Source organism: Geomonas ferrireducens, assembly GCF_004917065.1.
GTDB classification, from domain to species: Bacteria; Desulfobacterota; Desulfuromonadia; order Geobacterales; family Geobacteraceae; genus Geomonas; species Geomonas ferrireducens.
The window spans coordinates 1,069,283-1,082,487 of the sequence record NZ_SSYA01000001.1 but is presented as its reverse complement, the minus strand read 5'-3'; the positions used below and the strand labels follow the sequence as shown (position 1 = coordinate 1,082,487).

Genomic DNA, 13,205 nt, shown 5'->3' with positions numbered 1-13,205 from the left:
GGTTAATTTAGTCTTTCATTAGAGGGTCAGGTCATCATGATCTTGCTCTTCAGAATGAGTATCTCAAAGGCCATGGCGGCCTTGCCGATGAGCTTCTGGATTTCGAGGAGTTTTTCCTCGAGAGGGGTACTCCCGCCGCCGACATAGAGGACGGCGACGACGCGTCCCATCATCACGAGCGGGACCAGGAGGTTGTTGAAGGGAGTCCCCCCACCCAGCGCCTCCATGATGGCCTGGTTGCCGGCCGTAGCGGGCATCGGGCCAAGAAAGTAGTTCTTGCTATGGTCCACCAGGTTCAGCACCGACGGCTCGGCCAGCGAGAGTTCCAGTTCTTCGAACTCAGGCACCGGCCTGTTGTCGACCCGCGCCACCCAGCCGGAAGCACGGCCGCCGCGCAAAAGGAAAAAGGCGACCCGGCGGAACTGGGAGCCGAGGTGTCCGGTGACCAGTTCCGCGATCCAGTCCCGGTCATCCGGCTCGGCAAGACCCGCAAGCACGCTCTCCAGGGAGTAATCCTGCTCCGGGTCTTCAATCTCCTCGTAGATCTCGGCGGCGGGCGGCTCGGGTGCGGTTTGCGGTGCGGCCGGCTCCGCGGCAGGTGTGTGAGCGGCTGCGCTTTCCGGCGCCAAAGCGGCGGGTGGCTCCTCTGTCTGTTCCAGGAGCTCCAGGCAGCTCAGGTCCTCGATTACCGGGAGGTCGAAGACATCCTCCTCTTCGTGGGCCGGCAATAGCCCGAGTGGTGGTTTCGGGGGCGCGGGAGGCGGGGTGGCGGCGGCCACACGGCTTGCCGGGGGAGCGGCTTGATGAGCGGACGGATGCGCGGCATGGTGCCGGTTCCTGCTTCGGTTCCCCCCTTCCACGCTTATGTAGCGCACCTCGCGCTTGATGCGGTAGTACTTCTCCATCGCCGTTACGATGCGCAGTTCCGGGGCAATCACCGGCATGATGATGAGGCCGGTGGCGAAAGAAATCTCGTCTATGGCGTGGAAGTCTGTAGGGTCGACCATCGCCAGGGTGAGCTTGCGCTTGTTCAGTTCGATGGGGATCACGCGGTATTTCTTCACGTGGTCGTAGGAGATGAGCTTGATTACGTCGTCGGGGATGTCGAGCAACTGTTCCGGGGCTGCGTGGGGAACTCCCGTTTTCTGGCTCAGAAACTCAGCCAGGTCGCGCTCGTCGAGGTACCCCATCTCTACGAGGTTGGTGCCGAAACGGCCGCCGAAAATGGCCTGTCCCTTGAGGGTTTCCTCCAACTGGAACGGCGTGATCTTCCCCGCCTGGACCAGCATTTCGCCCAATCTCATCTTCTCCAAACCGTCCTCCGCCATCACATGAAATCGCATCGCAAGACCGGTCATGCCGCACCACGTCCAGGGGCTTCGGAACTGCCGTTTCGGGGCGGCATCCCGTGCCGGTCAGGCGCCAATTTAGAGCCGCTTCACGTAGATGTCAATAGCAAAGGGGGGCGTTGTCACTAACAGAGGTCGACTATCTCGTACGAGGCGCTGCCTATTTCCACAGTGTCGCCTAGGGATTTGCCGATCAGCTCTCGCCCCATCGGGGAACTCGGTGTGATGACAAGGACTTCCTCGCCGTTCAGCAGCAGTTTGAGGCCACCTTCCTGCGGGCCGATGAAGACCGTTTTGAGCACTTCGTCGTCCCCTTCCAGGGTGACCAGCGCGGTGAGGCGGATCTCGGCCGAGGCGTCGAAGGGCTGCAGCGACAGGCCGCGATAGGCCTGCAGGGCGAGCTTTATCTCCTGGGCTCGGTTTGCCTGCCCTTGCGCCACGTAAGAGGCCTCAAGGCTCAGGGTGTCGTACTTGTTGTCGGGGATGTTTTCTTCGTGGATGGCCGCTTCATGGGCCGCCTTCGCGGCCTTCATCAGGGTGTCCAGGTCATGGGTGAGACGGTCGATGATGAGACGGTGCAGTTGCTTCTTTTTGTTCGCTACAATGGGAAACCTTCCTGAAAGATGTTTAGGTCACCTGTCGGGTGACGGCGACAGATACTATAACGCGCGGAGGAATCTGTCTAGGGATACCAGTCGACCCCGATCAGATGCATGTTGATGCCCGGGTTCGGACCGCCGTTGAAACCGGCGTTGGACATGTGCTGGAAACGGTAGGAGAGACCGAAGCCGGGGGTGAAATGGTAGATCAGCTCGGCGTGCGAGACGAACTGCTGGATGCCGTTGTAGTCCTTCAATCCGAAGCGGTCGCGGGAAATGATGGCGATGCTGACACCAAGGTCGAGCTCGACGGGGAAGTCCGGATTGCCGAACCTGAAGGCGGGCCCGAGGGTGCCGATGAACCCGTTGTCTTCTTCTGTACTCAAAGTCCCTGCCGTGATGGCAGCCTCGGTCCATACGCCCCAACCTGCCTTATTGCGCAGGCCCCAGGGGAGTTGGTAAGTACCGAATGCTTCGATGAGATAGGCGCTGTTATCCTTGCCGTCTGCAGATACCCCGCCCCTGATACCCAGCGGGCCCCAGCTGCCGGCTGCGGCGGATCTTTCCGTCATGGGGAGCAGAGCGAGTGCTGCGATTAGCAGAAGGAATGTGCTTTTCATGATGTATCCCCCGCGGTTAGGGCATGTTAACCTCATAAGGTGTATCCACTATTTGCAGAAATTCAAGCAGGTTTCACGAGGGCACGGATGCGTGTCGTCCAAAAGCCCTTTAGTTGCGGAAAAATATCGCTGGGGGTACTATTTAATAGGCGGTAAACAGGCAGGAGGAGGCTGTTAATGACAGCCGGGAGGAGGTGGCCATGAAAGGATACCAGCTGGTAAAAGAGATCAGAGATGCGAAGAACGCTCACCCCGACATGGTATTCATCAAGTGGTGGCGCAATGAGGAGGATTTCATCGATTTCGACCTGCTTGACCGATTCCTGCAGAACCTGAAAGAGAGCGAAAACATCGGCGGATTCGAGTTGATCAACGAGGATGAGATGTGGCGCACTCTTGAAGCAAGATGCCGCGGGCGGGTGACGAGGGAACAGCGTGACGGAGAGTGGGTGTTGCACTGGACGCCGCCGCCTGACAGAAAGGTTGAGGAGGCACAGACAGAGTTCCCGTACACGGCAGAGTCACTGGTGAAGATCCTGGATTCGGAAACCAACTACAACTACGTGGACTGACAGGCAGGCTCCGCGTCCGCGCGCCTCCGCTTCTGCTGACGATGAGGGGCGAAGACTTCCGTCTTCGCCCCTTTTATCGTCCAGGTTCAGCCTTTTGCCAGCATCTTGAAGAAATCGAGCACCTTGTCAGGGTGTTCAGAGGCCTTCGCGATCTTGGTCCAGTGCCTGATCACGGTTCCCTCAGGCGCGAGCACCACCGTGGAGCGGATCACCCCCATAGTGGTCTTGCCGTACTGAACCTTCTCACCGAAGGCGCCGTATGCCTTCATCACCGACGCGTCCGGGTCGGAGAGTAGGGTGAACGGGAGCTTGAAGTCGGCGACGAACTTCTCGTGCGACTTCAGGGAATCCTTGGAAATACCGACCAACACGACCCCCAACTGGAGGAAAAGCGGCTGCAGCTTCGCAAAGCCGACCGCTTCAGCGGTTCAGCCGGGGGTGTTGTCTTTGGGGTAGAAGAAGAGCACCACGAGTTTCCCCGCGTAATCCTTCAGCGAATGTTCCTTCCCGTCGCTCCCTTGGAGCCTGAAATCCGGCGCCTTCTGGCCTTCTAGTGACATGCCTGCCTCCTTGGATGTGGTTCTCATTAGCTGGTTAAACATAGCAGACTGGGTATGAATGGCAAGGGATAAGGCTGCGGTTGTCAGCTAGATCCTTTCAGGGTATGCTGTGGCCGGTTTTATGGGAGGGGTGAGATGGGCGGCATCATGGAGGTGGCGGGCGACCCGGAGCGTTGGCATCACTTTGCCGGGGTCCTGCTCGTGATAGCGATGGCGGTGTTGCAGGCGCGGGTCGGGAGGGCGGGAGCCCTATGGCAGATCTGCTGGGCCCTTCCGGGGACGCTGCTGCATGAGCTTTCCCACCTGGTGGTGGCCACGGTCACCGGTGGGAGGCCCGTGGGGTTCAGCATTATCCCGCGGCGGGAAGGCGAGGGGCGCTGGGTGCTGGGTTCGGTGACCATCAGCAACGCCGGGGCCATTTCCGCGCTACCCTCGGCGCTTGCGCCGCTTTTGCTGAACGTGGTCGCTTATTATCTGTATCTTGGGTGGAACACGTGGTTTCCCGCGGACCTGCCGCACACCCTGCTTATGTACGTCGCCATTTACGTTTTCAGTTACAGCTCGATTCCGTCGGGGCAGGATGTGCGGGTTGCCCTTTCCAATCCTGCGGGGGTGCTGCTCTACGGCGGTGCAGCGGGTTTCTATTTCTGGCGGGCGGGACTTTAGGGGGTAAAAAAGCCCACCCCACTTTCGCGGAGGCGGGCTCGCCTTCTCTTCTATCCCTGCCAATCTCTAGAGTGTCGCCGCCAGCCTCTCGAACTCCTTCCTCGAGCGCACGATGCAGTCTTCCACCGCCATCCCGGCAAAGTAGTTCCCGGTCAAGTAGAGGCTGCTTCCCTGCAGCAGCCGGTCGATCTCGTCGGTGAGCGCCTTGTGGCCTACCACCGGCGACGGGAGCTGGCTCTCACGCTCCACCACCTGCTCGAGATCCTCCGGCTTGACCTTCAGCACCTGGGCAATCCGATTCAGCTTGGCATCCAGCGGGAGCTTCCCGGACTTGAAGTGGAAGCTGAAGCCCCGATAGCTGTCGTGGGCGACGGTATCCCTGGAAACGGCGGAGTAGAATTCCTCACCGATCGGGATCAGACCGGCCAGAAGCGGCAGCTGCAGCTTGCTCTTCTGAACCGCCACCCCCACCGTTTCTATGGTTTCCAGCTTGAGCGCGGAAAGCACCTTGGTGAGCTCGGGGGCGATGCCGGCGGCAAGCGCCGCGCTCGCCGGCGGCGGAGCGGCGAGGGTGAGCCTCGGCGCACGGTAGACGGTCCCGTCGGAGAGTTCCACCTCATAGCCGGACGCATCCTTGGAGACGCGGACCACCTCCACACCGGTCTGCAGGGTGATGCCACGCGCGGCGACGAGCCCGTCGATGACGCTGTTCAGTCCCCCCTTCAGGGTGAAGCTCTTGATGACGTCCTTTCTCCTCGGACGCTTGTTGAAGAGCATGTCGGCGGGGAAGTCGTCGGCGCGCTGCGAGATGACCGCGTTGAAGGCGGGACCGAAGACGTTTTTATAGTTCTTCCGCCCCACGATGCGCCCGTAGTACGATGCGACGCTCTCCCCCTCCTTCTTCAGTGTGAAGAGCTGCCAGGCCGAGGTGAAAAGCTCGACGAAGGATAGCTGTGAGGGGATACTCTTCACCTCGTTGCCGACCAGCATCTTGAAGGAGACCTTCTCCCTCGGAAGGATGCTCTGCATCAGCCCGTGGCGCTCCATGAGCTCGAGCAGCCCGCCGTAAGAGTTGTAGCAGGTGTGGGCGCCGAGCTCGAGCCAGAAGCCTTCGGCACTTCCCTGGAAGCGGTGTGAATGGAAACATCCGCCGGGACGATCGCTCTTTTCAAGGACCAGGGTGTCGAGTCCCTTGGCGGCTGCATGACTGGCGAAACTGAGACCGCTGATCCCTGCTCCTATCACGATGGCGTCGAATTGCTTCATCTGGCGGCTCCTGTTTTTAAGGGTCGTTAATTGCAGCCTATATAAGCCCGCCCGCGCAGAGTTGTCAAGGTTTACAACATGTTGACAATAGTGGGGGCAGCAATTACATTCTGGGAAGCAATTCCCAGGATCACTGAAAGGACTTCCGTTATGGCACAAAGAGATTACTACGAGGTGCTCGGCCTGAAAAAAGGGGCCTCGGCCGATGAAATCAAGCGGGCCTACCGCAAGCTCGCGGTGAAATACCACCCGGACAAGAACCCGGGGAACAAAGAGGCCGAGGAGCGCTTCAAGGAGATCAACGAGGCGTACGCCGTCCTCTCCGACCCGCAGAAGAAGGAGCAGTTCGACCAGTTCGGTTCCACCAACTTCCACCAGCGCTTCTCGCAGGAGGATATCTTCAGGGGCTTCAACGTGGACGACATGTTCCGCGACCAGGGGTTCGGCACGGACGACATCTTCTCGCGCATCTTCGGGGACGCCATGCGGCGCCAGCGCGGCGGCCGCGGCAGGCCGGCCGCAAGGGGCGAGGACTTCTCCATGGAGCTCCAGGTCACCTTCCGGGACGCCTACGACGGCGCGGAGAAGCGGGTCGCCTTCATGCGCGACGGCTCCCGCGAGGAGCTGTCGGTGAAGGTTCTCGCCGGAATAGAAAACGGCGCGCGGCTGAGGGTGGCGGGGCGCGGCGGGCCGGGGCGCATGGGCGGGCCTTCCGGGGACCTCTACCTGACCGTGCTGGTCAGCGCGGATCCCCTGTTCCAACGCGAGGGTAACGATATCGTGCTGAACCACGAGGTGCGCTTCTCCGAGGCGGTCCTCGGGGGGCAGATCGAGGTGCCGACCATGCAGGGGACAAAGCGGATCAGGATCCCGGCCGGCATCCAGTCCGGCACCAAGGTGCGTCTCAAGGGGCTCGGCTTCCCGTTGATGGGCGGGGCGGGGCGCGGCGACATGTACGTGCGGGTCGCGGTGCACGTGCCGGAAAAGCTGACCGCACGCCAGCGCGAGCTGGTGGAGCAGTTGGCGGCGGAAGGGCTCTGACCCCTCCGGCACCGGCAAAAAAAATCCCCCTCGCCGCGGACCGGCGAGGGGGATTTTTCATTTCTGGGGAGTAGAGGCTAGGGCTGCTTGATGTCGATGCTGGCTGCGTTACGGAGGTCCTTCACCCACTGGTTGAAGCGCTCGTCCGATTTCTTCTTGTAGAGCAGCTCCTCGATGGAGTCCTTGACCTCCTCGAAGGGACGGCCCGCCTCGCGGTTCTTCTGCTCCAGCTTGATGATGTGCAGTCCGGCCGGGCTGCGCACGATGGAGCTCACCTCGCCAGGCTTCATGGCGGCGACGGTGTCGCCGATTTCGGGCAGCATGTCGCTCTTCTTGAAGCTGCCTAAGTCTCCCCCGTCCTTGGCTGCGGCGGGATCCTGGGAGTACTTCTTGGCGAGGGCGGCGAAGTCCTCGCCCGCGCGCGCCTTCGCGAGCACGTCGTTCGCGAGCTTCTCGGTGGCGGCGGCATCTTCCGGTTTCGCTTTGGAATCGAGCTTGAAGAAGATGTGCCGGGCGTGGAAGGTCTCGGCGCCGCCGTAGCTGTCGCGATGCGCGTCGTAGTACTCGCGCATCTCACGTTCACCCACCTGGATCTTGGAACGGACCTCCTGGCTCATGAGCCGCATACGCTCCAACTGCTCCTTCAACTGCGCCTTGTACTGCGGGAAGGTGAGTCCCTGGGCGGCCAGCGCCTGTTCCAGCGCCTCCTGGGTCAGGTTGTTCTGCTTCTTGACGTCCTCGATAGAAGCGCGCAGTTCATCTTCGCCTACCTTGATGTCCAGCTCGCGGATCTTCTGCTCGACCAGCTTCTTGTCCACGAGCCGGTTCAGCGCCGCGCTTCTGAGCCCCATCTTCTCCGCCGGCGGGAGCTTCTCGCTCTCCTTCAGCATCTGGGCGTATTCCTTGTCGAGGTCGAGGGTGGTGATCACCTCGTCGTTGACGACGGCAGCGATGCCGCTGATCTGTTTTGCCTGGGAGGGGAAGGGGGATACTGCCAGGAGGGCCAGCAGGGTGCAGGCCATGATGATCTTAGCCATGGTGTCTCTCTATGGCCGCGCATGCGGCGTTTGTGCAAAAACGGCCGGACTTGCGCCCGGCCGTTGGCTGTTTCGGTTATTACTAGTGATTCCGACTATTTCGCCTGGGCGGGCTGGCCGGCTGCCGGCTGTGCGCCCTCTTTGGCACCCTCAGGTCCCTTGAGCCCTTTCAGCGCATCTTCCTTCACGCTGATCTTCGCCTGCTTCTTCAGGTCATCCTTCAGTTTCTTGAAGGTCTCCTGCTGCTTCTCCGGGAGGAGGGCCGCCTTGATCTGGTCCTTCACCTCTTCGAGGGAGCGCGGGCCGGCGGGGCGCTGGCCGGTCACCTTGATGATATGGTAGCCGAACTGGGTCTTCACGATGCCGGAGGTCTGCCCTTCTTTCAGGCCGAAAGCGACCTTTTCGAAGTCGGGGATCATGGAGCCTTTGCCGAACCAGCCGAGATCGCCGCCTTTCTGGGCTGCGCCGTCGATGGAGAACTTCTTGGCCAGGTCCTCGAAGTTCGCGCCGCCCTTAAGCTGCTTCTCGATGTCCTTTGCCTGATCCTCGGACTTCACCAGGATGTGGCTCGCCCTGATCTGTGCGCCGGTCTGGAACTTGTCCTTGTTCTTGTTGTAGTAGTCCTGCATCTCGGCGTCGGTGACCTTGCCGATCTCTTCGACCTTCTTCTTCAGGAATGCCTCTACGATGACGCGCTTTTTCAGGTCTTCCAGGCGTGCGGCGACGTCCGGGCTCTTGTCGATCCCTTCCTTCTGTGCCTGCTGCATGATCAGCTCGCGCACCACCATGGTGTCGACCATTTCCTTCTTCCCTTCCGGGGTCTCGGTCATCGGCTTCAGGTACGGGGGAAGAGCGGCCTGCTCTTTGTAGAAATCGTTGTCCGTGATGGTGGCGCCATTCACCTCGGCGAGGACGACCCCTTTGCCCGGGCCTTCCTGTTTCGCCCCGGTGGCCGCCTCTTTCTTGCAGCCGGTCACGGCAACGCAGAGAGCGAGTAAAAGTATGGTGGCAGATTTGCTGAATTGCACGGTTAGCTCCTTTTATAAGTTGCGTAAATGATTTCCAATCCGGTGAACGCTAGCATATCAGACTAAGCATTTCAAGACATTTCTGGCCTCCGCCAGCACCCCGTCGAAGGAGCTGTCGGCGACCCGGACGTAGAGCCGGAAGTCCGGCGTAAACCGGTATTTTCCCTTCTCTTTGCGTAAGAGGCCGGTGATGGCGTCGGGGGAAACCGGGGTCCTCTCGTGGAAGGCGAGGGCGATCTCGTTGCCGGCGAGCTCGATCTCCTTGACGAGGAGCCGCTTCAGCCCGACGCGCAGGCGCATGACCTCGATGAGGTAGAGCGCCGCCGGGGGGAGCGGTCCGAAGCGGTCGGCGAGCTCCTCCTTGATGTCGTCGATCTCCGCCTCGTCGGCGGGCTGCGTGAGTTTCTTGTAGATCATGAGGCGCTGGTTCGGGTCCCTGACGTACTCCTCCGGGATGAAGGCGGGGACCTTGAGCTTGATCTCCGGCTCGACCCGCTCCGGGAGTTCCTCCCCCTTCAAGGTGCGCACCGCCTCGTCCAGGAGCTCAGTGTAAAGCTCGAAGCCGACCGCTGCGATGTCCCCGCTTTGCCGCGCGCCCAAAAGGTCGCCGGCGCCGCGGATCTCGAGGTCGTGGGTGGCGATGCGGAAGCCGGCCCCCAGCTCGGTGAGCTCCTGGATGATCTTCAGCCGCTCGCGCGCGTCCGTGGAGATCGACCCTTCTCCCGGGATGAGTAGGTAGGCGTAGGCGCGGGTCTTGGAGCGGCCGACCCTGCCGCGCAACTGGTAGAGCTGCGCGAGGCCGAAGGTGTCGGCGCGGTTCACGATGAGGGTGTTGGCGGTCGGGATGTCGAGGCCGCTCTCGATGATGGTGGTGCACAGAAGGAGGTTGGTCTCGCCGTGCATGAAGGAGAGCATCACCTGCTCCAGCTCCTTCTCGGCCATCTGCCCGTGCCCGACCGCGATCTTCGCTTCCGGCACGATGCGCTTCAGCTCCTCGGCCATGGCGCCTATGGTCTGCACCCGGTTGTGCACGAAGAAGACCTGGCCGCCGCGCCTAAGCTCCCTCAGCACCGCCTCGCGGATCAGCTCGTCCGAGGAGCGGGAGACGAAGGTCTTAATGGCGAGCCGGTCCACCGGCGGGGTGTCGATGATTGAGAGGTCGCGTATCCCCATGAGCGACATGTAAAGGGTGCGCGGGATCGGGGTCGCGGTGAGGGTGAGGATGTCCACCACGGCGCGGAACTGCTTGAGTCGCTCCTTGTGCGCGACACCGAAGCGCTGCTCCTCGTCGACGATGAGAAGACCCAGGTCCTTGAAGACGACGTCCTTCTGCAGGAGGCGGTGCGTGCCGATGACGACGTCCACGTCCCCCTTTTTCACACCCTCGAGGATCTCCCTTTGCTGCTGCGCGGTGCGAAAACGCGACAGCATCTCCACGCGGACCGGGTACTCCTTGAAACGCGCCGCGAAACTCTCGGCGTGCTGCTGGGCGAGGACCGTGGTCGGGACCAGGATTGCCACCTGCTTGCCGTCCAGGGTCGCCTTGAAGGCGGCACGCATGGCCACCTCGGTCTTGCCGTAGCCTACGTCGCCGCAGACCAGGCGGTCCATGGGGCGGGTGCTCTCCATGTCGGCGATGACCTGGTCGATGGCGGCTGCCTGGTCCGGGGTCTCCTCGAAGGCGAAGGCCGCCTCGAAGGCGCGGTACATGTCGTCGGCCGGGGAGTAGCGGTAACCCTGCTGCACCTCGCGCGCGGCGTGGATCTTCAGAAGTTCGGCGGCCATCTCCTCGATCTCGGCGCGGGCCTTCGCCTTCGCCTTCTCCCATCCCGCCCCGCCAAGCTTGTCGAGCCTCGGCTCGATACCTTCGGCGCCCACGTAGCGCTGCACCAGGTTGATGCGGTCCACCGGGAGGTAGAGCTTGTCCCCTCCAGCGTACTCGAGGAGCAGGAAGTCCCCCTCCAGACCGGTGAGGCTCAGGTGCTCCAGCCCGCGGTAAAGGGCGACGCCGAAGTCGACGTGCACCATGTGGTCGCCGGGCTTCAGCTCGGCGAGCGAGGTGAGGAGCTGCTTTTTCTTCGCCTCGGAGAGGCCGCGCCGCTTCACCCTCTTGCCGAAGATCTCCTCCTCGGCGACCACGACCAGGCGCTCCTCCTCGAGGCGGAAGCCGCGCGAGATCTCGCCGATGACGATCTCGACACGCCCCGGTGGGCGTCCCGCCGCGACCTCGAAGCGGTCGGAGGAGTGCTCAAGCGGCATCCGGTAGTGGGAGAGGAGCTCGTAGAGCCTGCGTGCCTGTCCCGCCTGGTGGCAGGGGACGAGCACGCGGTTTCCCGCCGCGATCCATCCCACCATCTTCTCGGTGAGAGGCGCCAGCACCCGCTCCCCTTCCGGGGTGGCGTCGAGTTTCAGGTCCTGGTTCCCCGCACATTTGAGGCGGAGCTTCTCGCCCCCTTCCCCCTCGATCTCAAGGCGCGGGAACTCGAGGCGGCGCCCGGCAAGAAGGAGGCGTTCGAAGTCGTCGTCGGCCAGGTAGAGTTCGGCGGGGTCGCCCGTGATGGCGTCACGCAGTTCGGCGCGCCGGACCGCGCTGTCGAGCTCCTCGCGGAAACGCTCAGCCGCCTCGCGTATCGCCTCGGGATCGACGAGGACGCGCACGGCTCCTTCGCCTACGTAGTCGAAGACGGTCTGCAGTCCCGGGTGGAAAAGAGGCTGCAGGAAGTCGACCCCCGGCGGGTAGATGGCATGCTGCAGCTGATCTAGGAGCTCCCGGCGCCGGTCCGCGCCGATCCCCAGGTGGTCGCATCGCCGCTTCAGTCTGGGGGCCAGCTCCTTCACCACCTCCGCCGAAAGGATCACCTCGCGGGAGGGGAGCAGCACCAGTTCCGGGAGCGCTTCGAGCGAGCGCTGGGTCACCGGATCGAAAAGCCGCATGGTCTCGACCATGTCGCCGAAGAACTCGATCCTGACCGGCATCTCCCGGTCGGGAGGGTAGATGTCGAGGATGCCGCCGCGTACTGAGAAGGTGCCCCGGTCCTCGACCAGGGGAACGTGGGAGTAGCCGAGCTTCACGAGCTTCTCGACCAGGCTTTCACGCTCGAGCTCCTCGCCTGCCACGAGGTATTGGCACACCCCCCCGAGCGTGTCGCGCGGGATCACCCGCTGCATGGCGCTTGCCACCGGGAGGACGAGGGCGCGGACCGCGCCGTCCATGAGGCGCACCAGGGCGTTCAGGCGTTCCCCCACGATGTCGGGGTGCGGCGAGGCCGCCTCGAAGGGGGTGACGTCCCAGGCGGGGAGGGGGAGCACGGTCTCGGGGTGCGACGAGAAGAAGCGGAGCTCGCGGGTGATCTCGTCGGCGCTTTCCTGATCGGCAGTGAGGACGATGAGCGGCGGAGCACCGCCGGCGGCGAGCCGGGAGAGGAGGTAGGCCGGGGCCGAACCCTCGAGCCCCGCCACGCTCACCTGGCAGGAGGAAGCCGAGAGCTTCTCGCTAAGCTGTTTCAGATACTGCGGTACGGGCATGGTCATCGTCGCGGGGGGGCCTTTCTCGTTGGTGGGTGGAGCGGACAGCACCGGTCGAGCATAGCAAAAACGGGGCCGATTATCCAGCCAGTTGCGCCGCAAACTTTTGTCGCGGATCCCAAATAAAGGTAAAGAAAAAAATGGAGCAGCCGAATAGCTCTGTGAAGGTCGGAAAACGGCGTAAGTGCAAACCTTCATTAAGGATTGGTGAGCTTATGAAACAAGAAGATGTCCTACACTCCGACGTGATCAACTACTTCACCACGGAGTTTGCCGCACTAGAGGAACGGCTCAAATCGGGGGGGCTGGACGACTACCGGGAGCGCGTGCTGGTGAGCCGCAAGATCAGCGAGGCGGTGCACCTGCTCTCCCCATACGTGAGGAGCGATCCGAGGGCGCGTCGCCTGGTGAAGGACGCGGAGGCGCTCAGGATGGAGCTCCTGTCGGTGCGTTCCATCATCGCTAAGCAACTCTTGAAAAAGGAGAAGCAGTCCCTGCTGCAGGCCATCTTCATGCGCAAGAAGCGGCGCGGCCCCGACGAGCTGGCTGGTTGACCGGAGCGTCCTGGTGCCGGGTCCGGCGCACAGCTTCTGCCGGGGCTGCCGGTGTATTTCGTCCCCATGAAGAATTCACTTTACAATTAACTCGGCGTGTATTATATATCACCTCCTTGTTGTGGAGAGATGTCCGAGTGGTTGAAGGAGCACGCCTGGAAAGCGTGTGTACGTTAATAGCGTACCGAGGGTTCGAATCCCTCTCTCTCCGCCATACTTATATTTACCCTTTGCGGATAGACCTGATAGCTGGGTCCCGCGCAACGGAAGGTTATGAACCCCGTCAGGTCCGGAAGGAAGCAGCGGCAGTAACCGCCCCCGTGTGCCGCGGGGTAGCCCAGCTATCAGCTCTTTCCGCAACCCCCCTGCCCCCCAAGCCCCACGCGAA

The 13,205-nt window shown here is 62.1% G+C and carries 12 protein-coding genes, 1 tRNA gene and 1 other RNA gene; 6 read left to right on the top strand and 8 right to left on the bottom strand.

Annotated features, from left to right (window positions below; translation table 11 throughout):
- Positions 1 to 26: 26 nt before the first annotated feature.
- The 3 genes from E8L22_RS04625 to E8L22_RS04615 all read right to left on the bottom strand — a co-directional run bounded on the left by E8L22_RS04625 (position 27) and on the right by E8L22_RS04615 (position 2,568).
- Positions 27 to 1,304, bottom strand: coding sequence for a GspE/PulE/PilB domain-containing protein (locus E8L22_RS04625; protein WP_198420134.1), 1,278 nt, complete (start codon positions 1,302 to 1,304; stop codon positions 27 to 29).
- 170 nt (positions 1,305 to 1,474) lie between these two features.
- Positions 1,475 to 1,882 carry a GreA/GreB family elongation factor gene (locus E8L22_RS04620; RefSeq protein ID WP_136524059.1) on the bottom strand — a complete coding sequence of 136 codons (408 nt, stop codon included), beginning with the start codon at positions 1,880 to 1,882 and terminating at the stop codon, positions 1,475 to 1,477.
- A gap of 149 nt (positions 1,883 to 2,031) precedes the next feature.
- Entirely contained in the window at positions 2,032 to 2,568 is a 537-nt protein-coding gene (locus tag E8L22_RS04615) for an acyloxyacyl hydrolase (protein WP_136524058.1), read from the bottom strand.
- Positions 2,569 to 2,768: 200 nt separating this feature from the next.
- On the opposite strand from E8L22_RS04615, the gene E8L22_RS04610 reads away from it, so the two are divergent.
- Entirely contained in the window at positions 2,769 to 3,140 is a 372-nt protein-coding gene (locus tag E8L22_RS04610) for a hypothetical protein (RefSeq protein ID WP_136524057.1), read from the top strand.
- A gap of 86 nt (positions 3,141 to 3,226) precedes the next feature.
- Here the strand turns inward: E8L22_RS04610 and E8L22_RS04605 are convergent, their stop codons facing one another.
- Positions 3,227 to 3,700 carry a peroxiredoxin gene (locus E8L22_RS04605; RefSeq protein ID WP_136524056.1) on the bottom strand — a complete coding sequence of 158 codons (474 nt, stop codon included), beginning with the start codon at positions 3,698 to 3,700 and terminating at the stop codon, positions 3,227 to 3,229.
- 135 nt (positions 3,701 to 3,835) lie between these two features.
- Between E8L22_RS04605 and E8L22_RS04600 the strand changes: the two genes are divergently transcribed.
- Entirely contained in the window at positions 3,836 to 4,366 is a 531-nt protein-coding gene (locus E8L22_RS04600; RefSeq protein ID WP_136524055.1) for a hypothetical protein, read from the top strand.
- Positions 4,367 to 4,432: 66 nt separating this feature from the next.
- On the opposite strand, the gene E8L22_RS04595 is transcribed toward E8L22_RS04600, so the two are convergent.
- The gene (locus E8L22_RS04595; protein ID WP_136524054.1) at positions 4,433 to 5,632 is read right to left on the bottom strand and encodes a protoporphyrinogen/coproporphyrinogen oxidase; all 1,200 of its coding nucleotides are present in this window, start codon (positions 5,630 to 5,632) and stop codon (positions 4,433 to 4,435) included.
- Positions 5,633 to 5,782: 150 nt separating this feature from the next.
- Here E8L22_RS04595 and E8L22_RS04590 point away from each other — a divergent pair, with 150 nt between their 5' ends.
- On the top strand, positions 5,783 to 6,673 hold the full coding sequence (locus tag E8L22_RS04590; protein ID WP_136524053.1) for a DnaJ C-terminal domain-containing protein: 891 nt from the start codon (positions 5,783 to 5,785) through the stop codon (positions 6,671 to 6,673).
- 77 nt (positions 6,674 to 6,750) lie between these two features.
- On the opposite strand, the gene E8L22_RS04585 is transcribed toward E8L22_RS04590, so the two are convergent.
- The 3 genes from E8L22_RS04585 to mfd all read right to left on the bottom strand — a co-directional run bounded on the left by E8L22_RS04585 (position 6,751) and on the right by mfd (position 12,269).
- On the bottom strand, positions 6,751 to 7,710 hold the full coding sequence (locus E8L22_RS04585; RefSeq protein WP_136524052.1) for a peptidylprolyl isomerase: 960 nt from the start codon (positions 7,708 to 7,710) through the stop codon (positions 6,751 to 6,753).
- Between the two features lie 95 nt (positions 7,711 to 7,805).
- Positions 7,806 to 8,738 (bottom strand): peptidylprolyl isomerase, encoded by a 933-nt coding sequence (locus tag E8L22_RS04580; protein WP_136524051.1) that lies wholly within the window; start codon positions 8,736 to 8,738, stop codon positions 7,806 to 7,808.
- Positions 8,739 to 8,795: 57 nt separating this feature from the next.
- On the bottom strand, positions 8,796 to 12,269 hold the full coding sequence (mfd, locus tag E8L22_RS04575) for a transcription-repair coupling factor (protein ID WP_136524050.1): 3,474 nt from the start codon (positions 12,267 to 12,269) through the stop codon (positions 8,796 to 8,798).
- Positions 12,270 to 12,478: 209 nt separating this feature from the next.
- On the opposite strand from mfd, the gene E8L22_RS04570 reads away from it, so the two are divergent.
- The 3 genes from E8L22_RS04570 to ffs all read left to right on the top strand — a co-directional run bounded on the left by E8L22_RS04570 (position 12,479) and on the right by ffs (position 13,163).
- A complete protein-coding gene (locus E8L22_RS04570; protein ID WP_129125221.1) occupies positions 12,479 to 12,817 on the top strand; it encodes a hypothetical protein in 339 nt (112 codons plus the stop codon).
- A 123-nt stretch (positions 12,818 to 12,940) separates the two neighbouring features.
- A tRNA-Ser gene (locus E8L22_RS04565) sits at positions 12,941 to 13,031 on the top strand.
- Positions 13,032 to 13,064: 33 nt separating this feature from the next.
- An RNA gene (gene ffs / locus E8L22_RS04560) (signal recognition particle sRNA small type) lies at positions 13,065 to 13,163 on the top strand.
- The last annotated feature ends 42 nt before the right edge of the window (positions 13,164 to 13,205 follow it).

Coding starts and splice junctions, on each gene's coding strand:
- E8L22_RS04625 (WP_198420134.1), bottom strand. CDS start 1,304: ATGAGATTGGGCGAAATGCTGGTCCAGGCGGGGAAGATCACGCCGTTC.
- E8L22_RS04620 (WP_136524059.1), bottom strand. CDS start 1,882: ATGAAGGCCGCGAAGGCGGCCCATGAAGCGGCCATCCACGAAGAAAAC.
- E8L22_RS04615 (WP_136524058.1), bottom strand. CDS start 2,568: ATGAAAAGCACATTCCTTCTGCTAATCGCAGCACTCGCTCTGCTCCCC.
- E8L22_RS04610 (WP_136524057.1), top strand. CDS start 2,769: ATGAAAGGATACCAGCTGGTAAAAGAGATCAGAGATGCGAAGAACGCT.
- E8L22_RS04600 (WP_136524055.1), top strand. CDS start 3,836: ATGGGCGGCATCATGGAGGTGGCGGGCGACCCGGAGCGTTGGCATCAC.
- E8L22_RS04595 (WP_136524054.1), bottom strand. CDS start 5,632: ATGAAGCAATTCGACGCCATCGTGATAGGAGCAGGGATCAGCGGTCTC.
- E8L22_RS04590 (WP_136524053.1), top strand. CDS start 5,783: ATGGCACAAAGAGATTACTACGAGGTGCTCGGCCTGAAAAAAGGGGCC.
- E8L22_RS04585 (WP_136524052.1), bottom strand. CDS start 7,710: ATGGCTAAGATCATCATGGCCTGCACCCTGCTGGCCCTCCTGGCAGTA.
- mfd (WP_136524050.1), bottom strand. CDS start 12,269: ATGACCATGCCCGTACCGCAGTATCTGAAACAGCTTAGCGAGAAGCTC.
- E8L22_RS04570 (WP_129125221.1), top strand. CDS start 12,479: ATGAAACAAGAAGATGTCCTACACTCCGACGTGATCAACTACTTCACC.